Origin of the sequence: Aminobacter aganoensis (assembly GCF_014206975.1) — a bacterium.
Lineage (GTDB): Bacteria > Pseudomonadota > Alphaproteobacteria > Rhizobiales > Rhizobiaceae > Aminobacter > Aminobacter aganoensis.
On the sequence record NZ_JACHOU010000001.1, the window covers coordinates 619,530 to 638,486 of the forward strand.

Sequence of the window (18,957 nt, forward strand, 5' to 3'; positions counted from 1 at the left end):
TCCTCAGACCGGCTTCTTGCCGAAGACGCGGATGTATTCGGCCACACCACCCTTGGCGAGCGCCTTGGCCTGCTTGACCCAGTCGTCACGTTCGATGCGACCCTTGAAATTCAGATAGCCGTCGACCCATTCGCGCTCAGCCTTCTTCCACGAAGCCACCTGGGCAAACGTGAAGATACCGAGCTCGTGCAGGGTGCCCTCGATCTTCGGGCCGACGCCCGAAATCAGCTTGAGATCGTCGACGGCAACCGGACGGGCGATGCCGACCGGGCGGTTCTTGTCTTCGAGCGAAGGCTTCGGCGCAGCGACGCTTGCTGCCTTCTCGGCGGCCGGTGCTGCCTTGACCTTCGACGGGGTCTTCACCGCCGGGCTGGTCTCGATCGCGTCGGTCTTCGGCTTGGCTGCGTTCGACGGCGGAACGGTCGCCTCCACCACGGCTGCCTTGGCGGCCTTGGAAGCAGCCTTGGCTTCCTTGTCGCGGGTCGTCTTGAGAACGCCCTTCTCTTCCTTGAGCGACGTGAACCCGGTCAGCGGCGCGGAGTACACGCGGCCGGTCTGCGGGCCGGTCTTGACCTGCTCGCCCTTGCCGGCTTCGAACTGGTCGATGATCTCGCCCAGGCGCTCGGGCGTCAGGTCCTCATAGGTGTCCTTGAAGATCATGACCATCGGTGCGTTCACGCAGGCGCCGAGGCACTCGACCTCTTCCCACGACAGCGTGCCCGCCTCGTTGGTGTGGAACTGGTCGTGATGGATCTTCGAGCGGCAGACATCCATCAGTTCTTCCGAGCCGCGCAGCATGCAGGGCGTGGTGCCGCACACCTGGATATGGGCGCGCGTGCCCACAGGCTTGAGCTGGAACTGCGTGTAGAAGGTCGCGACTTCGAGGGCGCGGATATAGGGCATGCCGAGCATATCGGCGACATGCTCGATGGCAGCCTTCGTCACCCAGCCGTCCTGCTCCTGCGCAAGCATGAGCAGCGGGATGACGGCCGACTGTTCGCGGCCCTTGGGGTACTTCTTGATCCAGGTCTTGGCCTGCGCCGTGAATGCCTTGTTGAAGGCGAAGGACGCTGGCTGGACGCTGGCTTCTGCGAGACGGCGGACTGACATTTAGCGGTCGACCTCACCAAACACGATGTCGAGGGAGCCGAGAACGGCCGAGATATCCGCGAGCATGTGGCCGCGGCACAGGAAATCCATCGCCTGGAGATGGGCGAAACCCGGTGCGCGCAGCTTGCAGCGGTATGGTTTGTTGGTGCCGTCGGAGACAAGGAACACGCCGAACTCGCCCTTCGGCGCTTCGACGGCCGCATAGACTTCGCCGGCGGGCACGCGGTAGCCTTCGGTGTAGAGCTTGAAGTGATGGATCAGCGATTCCATCGACCGCTTCATCGCCTGGCGCTTCGGCGGAACCACCTTGCCGTCCATGTTGGACACCGGGCCGGTGCTTTCCTTGCCGAGCAGCAGATCGACGCACTGGCGCATGATGCTCGCCGACTGGCGCATCTCTTCCATGCGGATGAGGTAGCGGTCGTAGCAGTCGCCGTTCTTGCCGATCGGAATGTCGAAATCCATCTCCGAGTAGCACTCGTAGGGCTGGCTCTTGCGCAGGTCCCAGGCAGCGCCCGAACCGCGCACCATCACGCCCGAGAAGCCCCAGGCCCAGGCGTCGTCGAGCGACACCACGCCGATGTCGACGTTGCGCTGCTTGAAGATGCGGTTGGGGGTCAGCAGGTCGTCGAGGTTCTTCACCGTCTGCAGGAACGGATCGATCCATTTGCCGATGTCTTCGACCAGCTTCTGCGGCAGGTCCTGATGGACGCCGCCCGGACGGAAGTAGGCTGCGTGCATGCGCGCGCCGCAGGCCCGCTCATAAAACACCATCAGCTTTTCGCGCTCTTCGAAGCCCCACAGCGGCGGGGTCAGCGCGCCGACGTCCATCGCCTGCGTCGTGACGTTGAGCAGATGCGACAGGATGCGGCCGATCTCGGAAAACAGCACGCGGATGATCTGGCCGCGCTTCGGCACCTCGATGCCGAGCAGGCGCTCGACCGCGAGAGCAAAAGCGTGCTCCTGGTTCATCGGCGCGACATAGTCGAGCCGGTCGAAATAGGGCACGGCCTGCAGGTAGGTCTTCTGCTCGATCAGCTTTTCGGTGCCGCGGTGCAAAAGGCCGATATGCGGATCGACGCGATCGACGACTTCGCCGTCGAGCTCGAGCACCAGGCGCAGCACGCCGTGCGCTGCCGGGTGCTGCGGACCGAAGTTGATGTTGAAGTTGCGGACGGAGGTTTCAGCCATGTCGCCGCCTCAATTCGTCTTGGCTTTTTCGTCGCCCGGCAGCACGTATTCGGTGCCTTCCCAGGGAGACAAAAAGTCGAAATTGCGGAATTCCTGCTTGAGCTCGACCGGCTCGTAAACGACGCGCTTCTGCTCGTCGTCGTAGCGAACCTCGACGAAACCGGTGAGCGGGAAGTCCTTGCGCAACGGATGGCCCTCGAAACCGTAGTCGGTCAGCAGGCGGCGCAGGTCGGGATGGCCGGAAAACAGGATGCCGTACATGTCGTAGGCTTCGCGCTCGAACCAGTCGGCGCCGGGAAATACCGACGTGATCGACGGCACCGGCGTGTCTTCGTCCGTGCTGACCTTGACGCGGATGCGCAGATTCTGGCGCGGCGACATCAGGTGATAGACGACGTCGAAACGCTTGCGGCGCTGCGGATAGTCGACACCGGCGGCATCGATGAATGAGACGAACTGGCACTGCACGTCCGAGCGCAAGAAGGTCATCACGTCGACGATGTCGGCTGCCTTCACCGTCAGCGTCAGTTCGCCATAGGCGACAACGCTTTCTTCGATGTCCGCATCGAGCTTTTCCGCAATGTAGGCGGCAAGGTCGTTCAAGGCTTCACTCATCTGGATCACCGCTCGATCGTGCCGGTGCGGCGGATCTTCTTCTGGAGAAGAAGGATGCCGTAGAGAAGTGCTTCGGCGGTCGGAGGGCAGCCGGGCACGTAGATGTCGACGGGCACGACGCGATCGCAGCCGCGCACCACCGAATAGGAATAATGGTAGTAGCCGCCGCCATTGGCGCACGAGCCCATCGAGATGACGTAGCGCGGCTCCGGCATCTGGTCGTAGACCTTGCGCAGCGCAGGCGCCATCTTGTTGGTCAGCGTGCCGGCAACGATCATCACGTCCGACTGGCGCGGAGAAGCGCGCGGCGCGATGCCGAAGCGTTCGGCGTCATAACGCGGCATCGAGATGTGCATCATCTCGACGGCGCAGCAGGCCAGGCCGAAGGTCATCCACATCAGCGAGCCGGTGCGCGCCCAGGTGATCAGCGCCTCGGACGAGGTGACGATGAAGCCCTTGTCCGAAAGCTCGCTGTTCAGCTCGCCGAAAAAGGCGTCGTCGGAACCGATGAGCTTGCCGGTGTTGGGATCGATGATGCCTTTCGGCTTCGGCGCGATCAGGGTGCCGGAGGCGTCGTTCAATCCCATTCCAGCGCTCCCTTTTTCCACTCGTAGATAAAGCCGATGGTCAGCACGGCCAGGAAGATCATCATCGACCAGAAGCCGAGCATTCCGATCTCGCCGAAGGACACTGCCCACGGGAACAGGAACGCCACTTCGAGATCGAAGATGATGAACAGGATGGAGACCAGGTAGAAGCGAATGTCGAACTTCATGCGGGCATCGTCGAACGAGTTGAAGCCGCACTCGTAGGCAGAAAGCTTCTCCGGATCCGGATTTCGGTAGGCGACAAGGAAGGGCGCCACGATAAGGGCGATGCCGACGAGTAGCGCCACACCGATGAAGATGACGATGGGCAGATACGAACTCAGGAGAGCGTTCATGCTGCGAATTCCGTTGGTGGCCTATCCACCCAGATTTACAGCACGGGGTCCGTTTCCGGAAGCGCGACGAATTCTCGCCGGCCCTGACGAAACGGTCGTGCTGCAATGCGGCGACGGTTAGCGCAGCCGGTCGGGCGAAGCAAGCCCAACCTTGTCCAAAACGGGGCAAACCCCACCGCTGGACCAAAATCCTGCGCGTGTGGCTCCTGTTTGATTTCCTTCGTCTTTTACTCAACTTTATATTCCTGACAAGCCTGGAACCGCACTCCTGCTAGCATTTGCAGCAAAGGCCGATTCTGGTGCCCTTGCGTCACTCATCCGGAGACTGCGATAGCTTGCCGCAATGAAGGAAAAACTCTCGCTTCCCACCGCCCGCCGCATCGCACTCGCGGCCCAGGGCTTCGCCGATCCGCGCCCGTCCGGCGCGGTCACTCGACGTCACCTGCAGCGCGTGCTCGGCCGCACCGGCCTGCTGCAGATCGACTCGGTCAGCGCCGTCGTGCGCGCCCACTACATGCCGCTCTATTCGCGCCTCGGCCCCTACCCCATGGCGCTGCTCGACGACGCCATGCAGCCGAAAAAGCGCATGCTCTTCGAATACTGGGCGCATGAAGCCTCGCTGCTGCCGCTGGAGACCTTTCCGCTGCTGCGCTGGCGCATGGAGCGGGCGGACACCGAGATGTATTCGGGGCTGGCGAAGTTCGGCCGCGAGCAGGCTCCTTACATAGAAGGGATCTATCGCCAGGTGGTCGACCGCGGCCCGATCGCCGCCTCGGACATCGAGGGCGCCAAGGGTTCGGGCGGCTGGTGGGGCTGGAGCCTTGAGAAACGCGCCTTCGAATGGCTGTTCTGGGCCGGCCGCATCACCACCCATTCCCGCCGCGGCTTCGAGCGTCTCTACGACTTGCCCGAGCGCGTGCTGCCGGCTGACATCTACAACAGCCCTGCTCTGCGGGCCGAAGATGCCCATCGCGAACTGTTGCGAATCTCCGCTCAGGCCCATGGCGTCGCGACCGGCACCTGCCTGCGCGACTATTTCCGCCTGTCGCCGGACGACATGAAGGGCCGGCTCGAAGAGCTGGTCGAGATGGGCGAACTGATTCCCGTGCGCGTCGAAGGCTGGAACAGGCAGGCCTATCTGCATGCCGAGGCCCGCATCCCTCGAAAAGTGCAAGCACGCGCCCTGCTCGCGCCCTTCGACCCGCTGGTGTTCGAGCGCACCCGCGCCGAGCAATTGTTCGACTTCCGCTACCGCATCGAGATCTACACGCCAGCGGACAAGCGCCAGTACGGCTACTACGTCCTGCCCTTCCTGCTTGGCGAACGCATCGTCGCCCGCATCGACCTCAAAGCCGACCGCCCGGCCGGCGTGCTGCGCGTCCATGCCGCCTATGCCGAGCCCTGCGCGCCCCCGGAAACAGCAGCCCAGCTCTTTGAAGAACTCAAGCAGATGCGCGACTGGCTCGGCCTCGAACGCATCGAGGTCACCCCCGCCGGCGACCTCGGCCCGGCGCTGAGCGACATTGTTGGTCGCTCCATTGCGTTGACTCCACCCCACGCGAAAGCCTAAATCGCCCACAGACGGTCCTTCGCCCGCAACGGCGGGGGCTAAGAGGGAATGCGGTGCGGCGCATATGCGCCAAAACCGCGGCTGTCCCCGCAACTGTGAGCGAAGAGCCAGACCCGAAGACCACTGGGATTTCCCGGGAAGGCGGGCGAAGGCGACGATCCGCAAGCCAGGAGACCTGCCGTCGCAGACATTGATCCGATCGCCTGGCGGGTGCCCCGGGCAGGGAGCCTGGATTTGGACTTCGACGACAACCTTCCGGTCGGTACTTCTGACGCATCCGGCGATGCAGCAGGCGTGCGCGCCTGCGACGTGACCATCCTCGTGTGCTCCTCCTGCCGTGACGAAACCGGTTCGGACGCCCATCCCCGCGCCGGAGAAAGACTTGCCGAATCCGCCCGTCGGGCAGCAGTCGGCCAAGGCGTCACCGTCCGCACCGTCGAATGCCTCGGCAATTGCAAGCGCCGCCTGAGTGCCGCCCTGCTCCGAGACGGCGCATGGAGCTACGTGTTCGGCGATCTCAACGTTTCCTCCGGCGAAGACCTCGTCACCGGCGCACAACTGTTCAGCACCTCCACCGACGGCCTGATCCCCTGGCGCGGCCGTCCCGACAGCCTCAAGCGCGGCCTCGTCGCGCGCATCCCTCCGCTTGCTCTCATCAAGGAAGACAAATGACCGCCTCCGTCGAACGCGTTCCCTGCACCGTCGTCACCGGCTTTCTCGGCGCCGGCAAGACCACCCTGCTGCGCAACATCCTCGAAAACTCCAAGGGCAAGCGCCTCGCCATCATCGTCAACGAGTTCGGCGATGTCGGCATCGACGGCGAAATTCTGAAGGGCTGCGGCATCGACGCCTGCCCGGAGGAAAACATCGTCGAACTGGCCAATGGCTGCATCTGCTGCACCGTCGCCGATGATTTTGTCCCGGCCCTCGACCAGATTCTCGCGCGCACCCCAAAAGTCGACCACATCCTGATCGAGACTTCGGGTCTGGCGCTGCCGAAACCCTTGGTCCAGGCCTTCCAGTGGCCGACGGTGAAGAGCCGCGTCACCGTCGACGGGGTCATCGCCGTGGTCGATGGCCCGGCTCTCGCCGAAGGCAAGGTCGCCTCCGACATGGAAGCGCTGGCCGCCCAACGCCAGGCCGATGATTCGCTCGATCACGACGACCCTGTCGAGGAGGTGTTCGAGGACCAGGTTGCCTGCGCCGACCTCATCATCCTGTCCAAGTCCGACCTTCTCGACGACGCCGGCCATGCCCGCGCCAGCGCCATCGTCAGCGAGCACCTCGCCCGCGCGGTCAAGATCGTGCCGTCGGCGCATGGCAAGGTCGACCCATCGGTGCTGCTCGGCCTCGGCCTCGCCGTCGAGGACGACATCGAGAACCGCAAGACCCACCACGACGGCGCCTTCGACCACGAGCACGACGATTTCGACACCTTCGTCATCGAGATTCCCTCGATCGCCAACCCCGACGAACTGGCCAAGCGCGTCGCCACGGCCGCCGAGGAAGAAAACGTGCTGCGCGTGAAGGGCTTTGTCGACGTCGGCGGCAAGCCGATGCGCCTGCTCGTCCAGGCCGTCGGCCCGCGCGTCAACCACTACTATGACCGCGCCTGGACCGCCGAGGACGACCGCCGCTCGCGCCTCGTCGTCATTGGCCTCAAGGGCCTCGACCGCCCGGCCATCGAGCGTATCCTGGTCGGCTAAAACGATGTCCCCTCACCCGACCTCCGCTGCGCTCGGTCGACCTCTCTCCAAACTGGAGCGGAGATCGCCGACGTCAGCGCGTGCCTCATCTCCCTGCCGGGGAGAAGGTCGCCCGAAGGGCTGGATGAGGGGGACATTTCGCGCGACCTCAAGCGAGGCGAGCTGATGCACATCCTCACCACCACCTCCGCCTCGCTCGACGACCTCATCGAGCCTGTGGACCTCGGGCAGAAGCCTGCGGATGTGGTGGCGCTGTCCTTCACCGACAGCGATCTGGCAGGCCTCGCCAACGCCTGGAAGGCGGGTGCAGCAAACCTGCCGTCGATGCGGCTCGCCAGCCTGCGCGACCTCCGGCACCCGATGTCGGTCGACCTGTGGATCGACAGCGTGGCTGCCCACGCCAGGGTCATCCTCGTCCGTATCCTCGGTGGTCACGACTGGTGGCGCTACGGCTGCGACCAGCTTGCTGCGGTGGCTCGCGAAAGAGGCATCGCGCTGGCGCTGCTGCCCGGCGAAAGCCATGACGAGGATCTCAGGCTGATCGAAGCATCGACGCTACCACGCGCCGAACTCGATGCCCTGCTCGGTTACTTCCGCGAGGGCGGCCCGGAGAACATGAAGGCGCTGGTCGCGCGGCTGGCTGGGCTGGCAGGTGACAAGAGCATCATCGTAGCACCTGTGGCGGTGCCGAAAGCGGGGTTTTATGATCCGGAGCGGGGCGTGATTGAAGCCCCCTTCTCCCCGTTCACGGGGAGAAGGTCCCGGCAGGGGGATGAGGGGCAAGCACCGACCTCTGGCAGCCTTGCGCAGCCCCTCAACCGCCCCTTCGGGGCACCTTCTCCCCGTGAACGGGGAGAAGGAAACGTCATCCCCATCCTCTTCTACCGTTCAATGCTGCTCGCCGCAGACGTCGCCCCCATCGACGCGCTGGTCGAAGCACTCAGGACCCAAGGCCTCCGCCCCGTCCCGATCTTCGTCTCCAGCCTCAAGGACAAGGCCTCCCTCGCCTTCATCGAGGCCGCGCTGACGCAACTTGCTCCGGCAGCCATCGTCACCGCCACCGCTTTCGCAGCAGGCGCCGAGCCCGGCGCGGAAACGCTGTTCGACCGCGCCGGCGTGCCGGTGTTTCAGGTCATCGTCGCCACCACCCGCCGCGAAGCGTGGGAAGGCAGCCCGCGTGGCCTCGCGCCCGCCGACCTTGCCATGCATGTGGTGATGCCCGAGCTCGACGGCCGCATCCTCGCCGGTGCCATCTCCTTCAAGGCCGAGAGCGAGGTCGACCCCGCGCTCGGCTTCCGCGCCTTTGCCAACCGGCCCGAACCCGACCGCGTCGACCAGGTCGCCCGCCGCATCGCCGCGCATCTCAGGCTGCGCGAGACGCGGCCCGAAAACCGCAAGCTCGTGATCCTCATCCCCGACTACCCCAGCGCCCCTGGCCGGACGGGTTATGCCGTCGGCCTCGACGTTCCGAACAGCGTGCTCGCAATGCTGCACGACCTGAAGGACGCGGGCTATGCGGTTGAAGGGATTCCGGAATCACCGCGCGCACTGCTCGACCTGATCGAGGCAGGTGGGCATGGGCTGGCGCTGAATGACTATCTCGCGCTTTCCGCCGATCTGCCCACAGATGCAAGAAATGCGGTTGAGGCGGCGTGGGGAGAAGCAGCGCAGGAAGCTGTAATTGCGCTTTCGCGCCGCCCCTCATCCTCTGCCGGACCATCTCCCCGTCAGGACGGGGAGATGGAAGTCCGCCGCAACGCCAGCGCCAACGAAGACAGCCTCAACGCTTACGCCCCCCTCTCCCCGACCTTACGGGGAGAGGGTAAGGGTGAGGGGCAGCTCAACCTTTGCGAGGAGCAACGCCATTTCCCCTTCCGCGCTGCAACCTTCGGCAATGTCACCGTAGCCCTCGCCCCCGACCGTGGCCGCTCTGCCGATCGCCGCGCCGATTACCACGACCCGACGCTGCCGCCCCGCCATGCCTTGCTCGCCTTCGGCTTCTGGCTGCAGAAGTCGCTCGGCATCCATGCCATCGTCCATGTCGGCGCCCATGGCACGCTCGAATGGCTGCCCGGCAAGGCGGTGGCGCTGAGCCAAAACTGCTTCCCCGAGATCGTCACCGGCTCGCTGCCGGTGGTCTATCCCTTCATCGTCTCCAATCCCGGCGAGGCAGCCCAGGCCAAGCGCCGCATCGCGGCCGTGACGCTTGGCCACCTGCCGCCGCCGCTCGCCAGCGCCGGGCTGGATGAAAACCAGCACAAGCTCGAGCGGCTGGTCGACGAATACGCCCAGGCCGACGGCCTCGACCGCCGCCGCCGCGACCGGCTCGCGAAGCTGATCGTCGAGACGGCGTCGCAGACCGGCCTTGCCGCCGAGGCCGGCGTCGCCAACACCGACGCGCCCGACGAAGCGCTGCGCCGCATCGATTCCTGGCTCTGCGACCTCAAGGATTTCGCCATCAAGGACGGCCTGCACGTCTATGGCCGCGCCGAAGAGAACGAGCCGGACCCAGCGCGCCGCGCCAGCGCCGAGGCCGAGCGGAAAAACCTGATCGCCGCACTCGACGGCCGCCACGTCAATGCCGGTCCCTCGGGCGCCCCTGCCCGCGGTCGCACCGACGTGTTGCCCACCGGGCGCAACCTGTTCACCTCGGATCCGCGCACAATGCCGACGCCGACCGCTTTCGACCTCGGCAAGATGGCCTCCGACGAGATCATGCGCAGCTACCTGCAGAGCCACGGCGAATGGCCGCGCGCGCTGGTCATCGATCTTTGGGGCAGCGCGTCGCTGCGCACCGGCGGCGAGGAAATCGCGCAGGGCCTGGCGCTAATGGGCTGCCGGCCGCAATGGGATGCCGCGACCGGCCGCGTCACCGGCATCGAGGTGCTGCCGCCGGCAGCGCTCGGCCGCCCGCGCGTCGACGTCACCTGGCGCATCTCCGGCCTGTTCCGCGACATGTTCCCGACCCAGATCGCGCTGGTCGATGCCGCTGCCCGTGCTGTTGCCACCCGCGACGAGGACGACCATGACAACCCGCTCGCCGCCAGCACCCGCGCCGCAGGCAAGGTCGAGCCGCGCATTTTCGGCTCCTCCCCCGGCACCTATGGCGCTGGCCTCGAAGACCTTTTGTCCAGCGGCGACTGGCAGGCCCGCGAAGAGCTCGGCCGCGCCTATCTCGACGCCGCCTCCCACGCCTATGGCGGCAGCGACGGCGAAGGCTTTTCCGCGCCCGGCGCATTCGCCGGCCGCATCGCCGAGGCTGACCTTCTCGTCCACACCGGCGACGACCCCGGCCGCGACATCCTCGAAGGCTCCGCCGACGTCGCCTTCATCGGCGGCTTTTCGGCGGCGGTGGCAGCACTCGGCAAGAACGCCGACGTCATCGTGCTCGACACATCGGACCCGCAAAAGCCGCGCCCGCGTTCGGTCACCGAGGCCGTCGGCCGCGTCGTCAGGGCACGCGCCACCAACGCCCGCTTCATCGCCGGCCAGATGCGCCACGGCCCGCGCGGCGCCTCCGAATTCGCCGAGACCGTCGACCGGCTGATCGGCTTCGCCGAAACCACCAACGCCATTCCGGGCGCGCTGATCGAGGCCGTCCACGACGCCTATGTCGGTGACGAAGCCGTCCGCGACTTCATGCTGCGCGAGAACCCGGCAGCGGCAAAGTTCATCGCCGAGCGTTTCGCCACTGCCCGCCGGCGTGGTCTGTGGCACCCGCTGCGCAATTCCATCGACGACGATCTCGTCGCCCTCATCGCCGAGGCTGAAGCGCGTGAGGTGGCGGCATGACAGGCTTTTCCCGTCGCGGTGCCTGTCCGGCGCTATCAGCCCCGATGCAGACCGGCGACGGCCTGCTCGTGCGGATCAATCCGCTCGTCGGAGAACTTACGCCCAACACCTTGATCGGACTCTGCGAATCCGCAGCTAGACATGGCAACGGCATCGTCGAGGTCACTGCACGCGGCAGCATCCAGATCAGAGGGCTGACGGAGGAGAGTGCCTGTTTGCTGGCCGAAGAAGTCGACACGCTGGGCATCGCGGTGCGCAGCGGTGTGCCCGTCGACACGAGCCCGCTCGCTGGCATCGATCCCGAGGAAGTCGTTGATCCCGCGCCTCTCGCCGCAGCGATCCGCACAGGCATTGAGGCTGCCGGCCTCGCTTCGCGGCTCGGGCCAAAAGTGTCCGTTGTCGTTGATGGATGTGGCCAGATCAGGCTCGGCGCCATCATGGGCGATGTCAGGCTTGTCGCAGCGGATGCAGAACGCTGGCGCCTGTCGGTGGCTGGCGATGAGACCTCGACGCGTTTGGTCGGCGAGTTCGATGCGGATGCCGCCTGCCGCGCCACGCTCGACATGCTTCACGCAATTGCGGCGCTGGGTCGGCAAGGCCGCGCCCGTGACCTCAAACCGGAGGCCTTGCGCGCCGCCATAGCAGGATTTGAAGCCTCTCGTTCCTTCGCACCCCCCTCTGTCCTGCCGGACATCTCCCCCGCAAGGGGGGAGATTGGCAGCTCCGCTGGTAGCGCTCATCTTAAAGCGCTGCGGATGGGCGGAGACGGCGATGGCAGCCTGATCTCCCCCCTTGCGGGGGAGATGTCCGGCAGGACAGAGGGGGGTGGGAAGGATCGCGACCTAAACGATCAGCCATCGCCAAAAGCAGCTGATTCAAATCATGAGCACTCCGCCGCAACCGATTCATCTCCCATCGGAATCTTCCCGCTAACCGGCGCCCGAATCGCCCTCGGCATCGCGCTACCCTTCGGCAGCGTCGACGCCCCAACCCTGACCAAATTCAGCCAGGCAGCGAAAGCCGCCGGCGCCACCGGCATCCGCCCAGCACCCGGCCGAACCCTGCTCGTCATGGGCCTCGACCGCACCGCCGCCGCCACCCTAACCTCCACCGCCCAATCCCTCCGATTCGTCACCTCGCCCGCCGACCCGCGCATCCGCATCGCCGCCTGCCCCGGCGCGCCGGCTTGCGCATCGGGCATAATCGCCGCGCGTGACGTCGCCTCGAATATCGCAACCAAAATCGGCGATGACCTCGACCCAACGCTTTCGCTCCACGTCTCCGGCTGCGCCAAGGGCTGCGCCCATCCGGGGCCTGCCGCGCTCACCATCGTCGGTGACGAAAAAGGTGCGGCATTTGTCGTCGGCGGAACGGCAAAGGGCCTTCCGGCATCCTACACCGCAGGATATGAAGCCGCGCGCGGCATGGGCCGCCTCATGAAATTGCTCGCCCAGGAGCGCAAGCCGGACGAAAATGCCGCCGCTTGCCTCGCAAGGCTGGGCGCAAAGCGCCTCGCGCAAGCACTGGCACAGGAATGAACATGGCCGCCTACGACTACATCCATGATGGCACGGCCATCTACGAACGCTCCTTCGCCATCATCCGCGCTGAGGCCGACCTCACGCGCTTCTCGGAAAACGAGGCCGACGTGGCGGTGCGCATGATCCATGCCTGCGGCCTGGTCGAGGCCGCCGAGCATTTCGTCTTCTCGGAAAACTTCGTCTCCGCCGCGCGTGGCGCGCTGCAGGTCGGCGCACCAATTTTCTGCGACGCAGAGATGGTGTCGCGCGGCGTCACCCGGGCCCGCCTGCCCGCCAATAACGAGGTGCTTTGCACCCTGCGCGACCCGCGCACGGCAGACATCGCCAAGGAGATCGGCAACACGCGCTCGGCCGCAGCAATCGACCTCTGGATGGACAAGATCGCCGGCTCCGTCGTCGCCATCGGAAATGCGCCGACAGCCCTGTTCTACCTGCTCGAGAAGCTGCGCGACGGCGCGCCAAAACCTGCCGCCATCATCGGCATGCCGGTCGGTTTCGTTGGCGCTGCCGAATCCAAGGACGCGCTGGCCGAGAATTCCTACGGCGTGCCCTATGCCATCGTCCGTGGCCGCCTCGGCGGCAGCGCCATGACTGCGGCTGCGCTCAACTCGCTGGCGAGGCCCGGCGTATGACTGCTTCCGCTGCAAAAGGCCGCCTCATCGGCGTCGGCACCGGACCCGGCGACCCCGAACTGCTGACGGTCAAGGCCGTGCGCGCTCTGGCCGAGGCCGACGTGATCGCGCATTTTTCCAAGCGCGGCGCCAACGGCAACGCCCGCACCATCACCGGTGCGCATTTCCGCGACGGCGTGATCGAGCTGCCGCTTGTCTATCCCGTGACGATTGAGATCGACAAGGATCACGACGACTATCGCTCGGCGATCACGGGTTTCTACGAGGAGTCGGCGCAGGCCGTCGCCGCCCATCTCGACCAGGGCCGCACTGTCGCCATCCTGTCCGAAGGCGACCCGCTGTTCTACGGCTCCTACATGCACCTGCATGTGCGCCTGTCGCATCTCTACCCGACCGAGGTCATCCCGGGCGTCACCGCCATGTCAGGCTGCTGGTCGCAGACCGGCGTGCCGATCGTCCAGGGCGACGACGTGCTGTCGGTGCTGCCGGGCACCATGAGCGAGTTCGAGCTCACCCGCCGCCTCGCCGACGCCGACGCCGCCGTCATCATGAAGGTCGGCCGCAACCTGTCCAAGATCCGCAAGGCGCTGGAGGCGACCGGCAAGCTCGACCGCGCGCTTTATGTCGAGCGCGGCACCATGCCGAACACGCAGCACATGCGGCTGGTCGACAAGACGGACGACATCGCACCCTATTTCGCCATCGTGCTGGTGCCCGGCTGGGCCGGCAAGCCTGGAGCGGACAAGTGAGCAGCCGCCTCGTCGTTATCGGCCTTGGGCCCGGCAATCCCGACCAGATCACGCCGGAAGCCAGCCGCGCGGTCGCTGAAGCCAGCCATTTCTACGGCTACAAGCCCTATCTCGACCGGCTGGAGCTGCGCCCCGACCAGACCCGCGTCGCCTCCGACAACCGCGAGGAAATCTCGCGCTCCAACGCCGCGCTCGAAATGGCAGCCAGCGGCCACAAGGTCGCCATGGTCTCCGGCGGCGATCCCGGCGTCTTCGCCATGGCCGCCGCCGTCTGCGAAGCGATCGAGGCCGGCCCGAAAGAATGGCGCGACATCGAGCTCGCGGTCATTCCCGGCGTCACCGCCATGCTTGCCGTTGCCGCCCGCGTCGGTGCGCCGCTCGGCCATGATTTCTGCGCCATCAACCTGTCGGACAACCTGAAGCCGTGGGATTTGGTCGAACGTCGCATGGTCGCGGTCGCCCAGGCCGGATTCGTCATTTCGCTCTACAATCCGATCAGCAAGGCCCGCCCGTGGCAGCTCGGCAGCGCGTTCGAAACGCTACGCAACCACTTGCCTGAAACAACGCCAGTCATCTTCGGCCGCGCCGCCGGCCGGCCCGACGAACGCATCGAAATCGTAACGCTCGGCGAGGCCGTTGCTGATATGGCCGACATGGCGACCTGCGTCGTCATCGGCTCGCCGGAAACGCGCCTCATCGAACGTGACGGCAAGCCCCCGCTGGTCTACACGCCGCGCTTTTCAACTGGTGTGGCGAAATGATCGACCATCTCGGCCATCGCAGAGACGCTTGGAGCGGACGGCACGTCGGGCAGCTGCGGTCGGCGGAACAGGATCACCTCGATGCCAAGCTGCCTGGCCGCCGCGATCTTGCCGTAGGTCGCCTGCCCGCCACTGTTTTTGGCGACGATGACGTCGATCCTGTGCGCCTCAAGCAGCGTCCGCTCGTCGGCTTCGGCGAACGGCCCGCGCGCCAGGATGTAGGTCGCATCAGGCACGCCGAGCGGCGGCTCGATCGGATCGACGCTGCGAATGACATAGGCATGCTGGGGCGCGGTCTCGAACGCCGCCACCTCCTGCCGTCCGAGCGCCAGGAACACGCGGCGCGATGCCTCGCCCAGCGTGGCAACCGCTTCTTCGGCAGTGTCCACCAGCGTCCAGCGATCTCCGGCGACAGGTGCCCAGCCGGGACGGCGCAGAGCAAGAATCGGCACACCGGCTATCCGCGCCGCCTCAGCCGCATTGGCCGAGATGCGCGCCGCATGAGGATGCGTGGCATCGATCAGCAGATCGATCTCGTGCCCGGTCAGCCAGTCGGCCAGCCCCGTCGCGCCGCCGAAGCCGCCTGTTCGCACCGGCACCGGCTGCGCGACCGGGTTTTCGGTTCGGCCGGCCAGCGACAGGGTGATGTCGAGATCCCCGCGCGCAGCAAGCTTCGCCGCCAGCAGCCGCGCTTCGGTGGTTCCGCCCAGGATCAGTATCTTCTTCATGTCGCCTGCGATTATCCTAATAAGGGGGAAACGGCCCCTCACCCTTACCCTCTCCCCGTAATGACGGGGAGAGGGAGTCGTCAACCTGGCCGCTTCTCCCTTCTCCCCGCCTGCGGGGAGAAGGTGCCGGCAGGCGGATGAGGGGCAGCGCGACATGACAGACTCACATAGCGCCGTGCAAAAGTGGCTGACTGTCGTCGGTATCGGCGAAGACGGCGTGGCAGGCCTCGGCGACGAGGCCAAGCGCGCTATTTCGTCTGCTACCCGCGTCTTCGGCGGCAAGCGCCATCTGGCGCTGGCCGCAGAGCTGATCAAAGGCGAATCCCGCCCTTGGCCGACACCCTTCGACGACGAGATGCGCGACGTCGTCGCCCTGCGCGGCGAAAGCGTCTGCGTGCTGGCGTCGGGTGACCCGTTCCTTCACGGCGTCGGCGTCACGCTCGCCCGTGCAGTGCCTCCGGCGGAAATGCGCGTCATCCCCGCTCCGTCCGCCTTCTCGCTGGCAGCATCCCGGCTTGGCTGGGCGCTGCAGGATGTCGAGACCATCTCGCTCCACGGCCACGCCATCGAACTGATCCGCCCGCGACTGCATCAGGGCGCGCGCATCATCGCGCTCACCTCCGACGGCGAAGCGCCTGCCCAGATCGCAGCGCTGCTCACCGACAGCGGCTTCGGCCTGTCGCGGCTGACGGTGCTCGAAGCGCTCGGCGGTGAAAACGAGCGCATGCGCACGAGCGTCGCCGCCTCTTTCGACGTCGAAAACATCAATCCGCTCAACGTCCTGGCGCTTGAGCTTGAATCAACTCCGCAGGCCCGCATCCTGCCACTCGTCTCGGGGCTCCCGGACGACCTGTTCGAGCATGACGGCCAAATCACCAAACGCGAGATCCGTGCGGTCACGCTGTCCACCCTCGCCCCGCGCCGTGGCGAGCTGCTGTGGGACATCGGCGGCGGCTCCGGTTCGATCTCGATCGAATGGATGCTCTGCCATCCCTCCCTGCGCGCCATCGCCATCGAGCACAACGACGAACGCGCCGAGCGCATCGAACGCAACGCCAGCGCCTGCGGTGTACCTGGCCTGAAGGTCGTCAGGGGTGCAGCACCCGAGGCACTCGCCGATCTGCCCACCCCCGACATGATCTTCATCGGCGGCGGCGGCTCGGAGGATGGTGTCTTCGATGCGGCCATATCAGCTCTTTGTCCCGGTGGCCGTCTCGTTGCCAACGCCGTCACGCTCGAAATGGAAGCGCTGCTGCTCGCCCGCCACGCCGCGCACGGCGGCGAGCTGCTGCGACTACAAATCTCCCGCGCCGCCCCCGTTGGCGCGATGACCGGCTGGCGGCCGGCAATGCCGGTCACACAGTGGAGCTGGGTCAAGCCATGATGGTCGCAGGCATTGGCTGCCGCAAAGGCGCAGCGCACGAAGACATTCTTTCCGCCATCGAAACCGCGCTCGAAGCGCACGGCCTCGTCGTCACCGCGCTTTCGGCGCTGGCCACCGCCAGCCTGAAACGTGACGAGCCCGGCATTCTCGCCGCCGCGCGCCGGCTCGACCTGCCGCTGCTCGTCATGGATGACGCGGCACTGGCGGCCGCCACATCCCGCACGCTCAGCCACTCGCAGGCTTCGTTGGAAGCAGCCGGCACGCCTTCCGTGTCCGAAGCCGCCGCCCTCGCCGCCGCCGGCGCCGACGCCGCCCTGCTCGGCCCGCGCATATCCGTCGGCCCCGCCACCTGCGCCATCGCCACCTCTGGAGCCACAGCTTGACCGTCCATTTCATCGGCGCCGGCCCGGGCGCGGCAGACCTCATCACAGTGCGCGGCAGCCGCCTGCTCGGCACTTGTCCGGTCTGTCTCTATGCCGGTTCCATCGTTTCGCCGGAACTGCTCACCTATTGCCCCGATGACGCCCGGCTGGTCGACACCGCACCGATGTCGCTCGACGAGATCGAGGCCGAGTATGTCGCCGCCCACAAGGCTGGCCACGACGTCGCGCGCCTGCATTCGGGCGACCTCTCGGTGTGGAGTGCTGTCGCCGAACAGATCCGCCGGCTGGAGAAAAACGGCATCCCCTACACGCTGACCCCCGGCGTGCCGTCCTTTGCTGCAGCAGCGGCAGCACTCAGGCGCGAGCTGACCATCCCGGAAGTCGCGCAGAGCCTGGTGCTGACCCGCACCTCCGGCCGCGCCTCCAAGATGCCGCCGGGCGAAACGCTCGCCGGCTTCGGCCGCACTGGAGCAACGCTCGCGGTCCACCTGTCGATCCACGCGATCGACCAGGTGGTAACGGAACTCACCCCGCATTACGGCCCGGAGTGCCCTGTGGCGGTCGTCTTCCGCGCCTCCTGGCCAGACGAGCGCATCGTCAGGGCCACGCTGTCGACGATATCAGCCGAACTGGCCAAGGACCCGATCGAACGCACCGCCATCATCTTCGTCGGCCAGTCGCTGGCGGCGGAGGATTTTCGCGAAAGCTCGCTCTACGACGCCTATTATCAGCGCCGGTTCAGGGGCCGCGACGGGTTATGACAGGCGGCGAAGGGCGCATGCCCCATCAGCTCGCCCTCGCGGTTGAAGACGAGGATTTCGAGCGCGATATCGGCACTGTTGAGCGCGCCGGCCGCCGTGCGCCACGCCGCAGCCGCAACCGCGTCGCCGATCGCAATGCCGGCCTTGCGCGCCTCGATGAAGGCTTCGGCGACCGTGTTGGCGCTCTTGATGCGCGCTTCGAGCGCGGCATCGGCGCCTGCCTCTACAGCGACTGCGGCAAGCCCGTCGAGATCGGCCGAACCGCGGTTCGAATGCACGTCGAGCAGGCCTTGCGACAGCTTGGTCATCTTGGCGACGCCACCGGCGATCGTCACCTTGGCCACCGGATGGGCGCGGATGTATTTCGCCATGCCGCCGACGAAGTCGCCCATGTCGATCAGCTGCACCTCGTGCAGGCCATGGAACTTCTGCACCGCCAGCTCGGAAGCGTTGCCGGTCGATCCAGCGACATGGTCGAAACCCATGGCGCGCGCCACGTCGACGCCGCGATGGATCGAGTGGATCCAGGCCGAGCACGAATAGGGAATGACGATGCCCGTCGTTCCCAGGATCGAGATGCCGCCGAGGATGCCGAGGCGGGGATTGAGCGTCTTGAGCGCCATCTCCTCGCCGCCGGCAACGGAAATCTCGACCTCGACATCGGCGCCCTCGCCCAGCACCTCGGCAACGACACCGGCAATCATCTTGCGCGGCACTGGGTTGATCGAGGCTTCGCCCGGCGGGATCGGCAGGCCCGGCCGCGTCACCGTGCCGACGCCCTTGCCGGCCTTGAACACAACACCGCTGCTCGCAGCACCGGGGCGCACCGTGCTCATGACAAGCGCGCCATGCGTGACATCAGGGTCGTCACCGGCGTCCTTGACGATGCCGGCCATGGCCCAGCCGTTGCCCCGCTCGCTTTTCGCCAGCGCAAAGGCCACGTTCTGCCCGCCCGGCAGCACGATCTCGACCGGGTCCGGAAACGCCCCCGTCGTCAATGCCAGGCACGCCGCCTTGGTGGCGGCGGTGGCGCAGGCGCCGGTGGTCCAGCCGCGCTTGAGCGGACGATCTTCTTCATTCATGACGCGATC

The 18,957-nt window shown here is 66.2% G+C and carries 18 protein-coding genes and 1 riboswitch; of the genes, 11 read left to right on the forward strand and 7 right to left on the reverse strand.

Annotation, left to right across the window (positions count from 1 at the left end; genetic code table 11):
* Positions 1-3 precede the first annotated feature (3 nt).
* The 5 genes from nuoE to GGR00_RS03050 are packed head-to-tail and all read right to left on the reverse strand — an operon-like array spanning position 4 to position 3,859.
* Positions 4-1,110, reverse strand: a complete 1,107-nt coding sequence (gene nuoE / locus GGR00_RS03030; RefSeq protein WP_184697784.1) for an NADH-quinone oxidoreductase subunit NuoE — start codon at positions 1,108-1,110, stop codon at positions 4-6.
* Complete coding sequence (locus tag GGR00_RS03035; RefSeq protein ID WP_184697786.1) at positions 1,111-2,301, reverse strand: NADH-quinone oxidoreductase subunit D; 1,191 nt, start codon at positions 2,299-2,301, stop codon at positions 1,111-1,113.
* 9 nt (positions 2,302-2,310) lie between these two features.
* Positions 2,311-2,916, reverse strand: a complete 606-nt coding sequence (locus GGR00_RS03040) for an NADH-quinone oxidoreductase subunit C (RefSeq protein ID WP_055969393.1) — start codon at positions 2,914-2,916, stop codon at positions 2,311-2,313.
* A 5-nt stretch (positions 2,917-2,921) separates the two neighbouring features.
* Entirely contained in the window at positions 2,922-3,503 is a 582-nt protein-coding gene (locus GGR00_RS03045; protein WP_055969396.1) for a NuoB/complex I 20 kDa subunit family protein, read from the reverse strand.
* Complete coding sequence (locus GGR00_RS03050; protein ID WP_055969399.1) at positions 3,494-3,859, reverse strand: NADH-quinone oxidoreductase subunit A; 366 nt, start codon at positions 3,857-3,859, stop codon at positions 3,494-3,496. Before GGR00_RS03050 ends, GGR00_RS03045 begins: the two co-directional genes overlap by 10 nt.
* Positions 3,860-4,202: 343 nt before the next feature.
* Between GGR00_RS03050 and GGR00_RS03055 the strand changes: the two genes are divergently transcribed.
* The 8 genes from GGR00_RS03055 (at position 4,203) to GGR00_RS03090 (ending at position 14,610) form a co-directional block, all read left to right on the forward strand.
* Positions 4,203-5,429 (forward strand): winged helix-turn-helix domain-containing protein, encoded by a 1,227-nt coding sequence (locus GGR00_RS03055; RefSeq protein ID WP_184697788.1) that lies wholly within the window; start codon positions 4,203-4,205, stop codon positions 5,427-5,429.
* Positions 5,425-5,626, forward strand: a riboswitch (cobalamin riboswitch). Its footprint overlaps the gene before it by 5 nt.
* Positions 5,627-5,663: 37 nt before the next feature.
* Positions 5,664-6,101, forward strand: a complete 438-nt coding sequence (locus GGR00_RS03060; protein WP_210314938.1) for a DUF1636 family protein — start codon at positions 5,664-5,666, stop codon at positions 6,099-6,101.
* Positions 6,098-7,135, forward strand: a complete 1,038-nt coding sequence (gene cobW / locus GGR00_RS03065; RefSeq protein WP_055969407.1) for a cobalamin biosynthesis protein CobW — start codon at positions 6,098-6,100, stop codon at positions 7,133-7,135. The genes GGR00_RS03060 and cobW overlap by 4 nt, the downstream gene beginning before the upstream one ends.
* Before the next feature lie 165 nt (positions 7,136-7,300).
* A complete protein-coding gene (locus tag GGR00_RS03070) occupies positions 7,301-10,927 on the forward strand; it encodes a cobaltochelatase subunit CobN (RefSeq protein WP_184697790.1) in 3,627 nt (1,208 codons plus the stop codon).
* Positions 10,924-12,465 (forward strand): precorrin-3B synthase, encoded by a 1,542-nt coding sequence (gene cobG / locus GGR00_RS03075; RefSeq protein ID WP_184697793.1) that lies wholly within the window; start codon positions 10,924-10,926, stop codon positions 12,463-12,465. Before GGR00_RS03070 ends, cobG begins: the two co-directional genes overlap by 4 nt.
* 2 nt (positions 12,466-12,467) lie before the next feature.
* Positions 12,468-13,100, forward strand: a complete 633-nt coding sequence (locus GGR00_RS03080; RefSeq protein ID WP_184697796.1) for a precorrin-8X methylmutase — start codon at positions 12,468-12,470, stop codon at positions 13,098-13,100.
* Positions 13,097-13,849 carry a precorrin-2 C(20)-methyltransferase gene (locus tag GGR00_RS03085; RefSeq protein WP_055969418.1) on the forward strand — a complete coding sequence of 251 codons (753 nt, stop codon included), beginning with the start codon at positions 13,097-13,099 and terminating at the stop codon, positions 13,847-13,849. Before GGR00_RS03080 ends, GGR00_RS03085 begins: the two co-directional genes overlap by 4 nt.
* Entirely contained in the window at positions 13,846-14,610 is a 765-nt protein-coding gene (locus tag GGR00_RS03090) for a precorrin-3B C(17)-methyltransferase (RefSeq protein ID WP_184697799.1), read from the forward strand. Before GGR00_RS03085 ends, GGR00_RS03090 begins: the two co-directional genes overlap by 4 nt.
* On the opposite strand, the gene GGR00_RS03095 is transcribed toward GGR00_RS03090, so the two are convergent.
* Positions 14,574-15,338 (reverse strand): cobalt-precorrin-6A reductase, encoded by a 765-nt coding sequence (locus GGR00_RS03095; protein WP_184697803.1) that lies wholly within the window; start codon positions 15,336-15,338, stop codon positions 14,574-14,576. The two genes, GGR00_RS03090 and GGR00_RS03095, sit on opposite strands and share 37 nt — an antisense overlap.
* 154 nt (positions 15,339-15,492) lie before the next feature.
* On the opposite strand from GGR00_RS03095, the gene cbiE reads away from it, so the two are divergent.
* From cbiE to cobM, 3 genes are read left to right on the forward strand one after another with little or no spacing between them, the layout of a single operon-like run.
* Positions 15,493-16,722 (forward strand): precorrin-6y C5,15-methyltransferase (decarboxylating) subunit CbiE, encoded by a 1,230-nt coding sequence (gene cbiE / locus GGR00_RS03100; RefSeq protein ID WP_184697805.1) that lies wholly within the window; start codon positions 15,493-15,495, stop codon positions 16,720-16,722.
* The gene (locus GGR00_RS03105; RefSeq protein ID WP_184697808.1) at positions 16,719-17,105 is read left to right on the forward strand and encodes a cobalamin biosynthesis protein; all 387 of its coding nucleotides are present in this window, start codon (positions 16,719-16,721) and stop codon (positions 17,103-17,105) included. The genes cbiE and GGR00_RS03105 overlap by 4 nt, the downstream gene beginning before the upstream one ends.
* Positions 17,102-17,866 (forward strand): precorrin-4 C(11)-methyltransferase, encoded by a 765-nt coding sequence (gene cobM, locus GGR00_RS03110; protein ID WP_184697811.1) that lies wholly within the window; start codon positions 17,102-17,104, stop codon positions 17,864-17,866. Before GGR00_RS03105 ends, cobM begins: the two co-directional genes overlap by 4 nt.
* On the opposite strand, the gene GGR00_RS03115 is transcribed toward cobM, so the two are convergent.
* A complete protein-coding gene (locus GGR00_RS03115; protein WP_246441259.1) occupies positions 17,833-18,948 on the reverse strand; it encodes a cobalt-precorrin-5B (C(1))-methyltransferase in 1,116 nt (371 codons plus the stop codon). The genes cobM and GGR00_RS03115 overlap by 34 nt on opposite strands.
* Between the last annotated feature and the right edge of the window lie 9 nt (positions 18,949-18,957).

Coding starts and splice junctions, on each gene's coding strand:
- cbiE (WP_184697805.1), top strand. CDS start 15,493: ATGACAGACTCACATAGCGCCGTGCAAAAGTGGCTGACTGTCGTCGGT.
- cobG (WP_184697793.1), top strand. CDS start 10,924: ATGACAGGCTTTTCCCGTCGCGGTGCCTGTCCGGCGCTATCAGCCCCG.
- GGR00_RS03070 (WP_184697790.1), top strand. CDS start 7,301: ATGCACATCCTCACCACCACCTCCGCCTCGCTCGACGACCTCATCGAG.
- GGR00_RS03035 (WP_184697786.1), bottom strand. CDS start 2,301: ATGGCTGAAACCTCCGTCCGCAACTTCAACATCAACTTCGGTCCGCAG.
- GGR00_RS03095 (WP_184697803.1), bottom strand. CDS start 15,338: ATGAAGAAGATACTGATCCTGGGCGGAACCACCGAAGCGCGGCTGCTG.
- GGR00_RS03050 (WP_055969399.1), bottom strand. CDS start 3,859: ATGAACGCTCTCCTGAGTTCGTATCTGCCCATCGTCATCTTCATCGGT.
- GGR00_RS03055 (WP_184697788.1), top strand. CDS start 4,203: ATGAAGGAAAAACTCTCGCTTCCCACCGCCCGCCGCATCGCACTCGCG.
- GGR00_RS03045 (WP_055969396.1), bottom strand. CDS start 3,503: ATGGGATTGAACGACGCCTCCGGCACCCTGATCGCGCCGAAGCCGAAA.
- GGR00_RS03115 (WP_246441259.1), bottom strand. CDS start 18,948: ATGAATGAAGAAGATCGTCCGCTCAAGCGCGGCTGGACCACCGGCGCC.
- GGR00_RS03040 (WP_055969393.1), bottom strand. CDS start 2,916: ATGAGTGAAGCCTTGAACGACCTTGCCGCCTACATTGCGGAAAAGCTC.
- GGR00_RS03105 (WP_184697808.1), top strand. CDS start 16,719: ATGATGGTCGCAGGCATTGGCTGCCGCAAAGGCGCAGCGCACGAAGAC.
- GGR00_RS03085 (WP_055969418.1), top strand. CDS start 13,097: ATGACTGCTTCCGCTGCAAAAGGCCGCCTCATCGGCGTCGGCACCGGA.
- GGR00_RS03080 (WP_184697796.1), top strand. CDS start 12,468: ATGGCCGCCTACGACTACATCCATGATGGCACGGCCATCTACGAACGC.
- nuoE (WP_184697784.1), bottom strand. CDS start 1,110: ATGTCAGTCCGCCGTCTCGCAGAAGCCAGCGTCCAGCCAGCGTCCTTC.
- cobW (WP_055969407.1), top strand. CDS start 6,098: ATGACCGCCTCCGTCGAACGCGTTCCCTGCACCGTCGTCACCGGCTTT.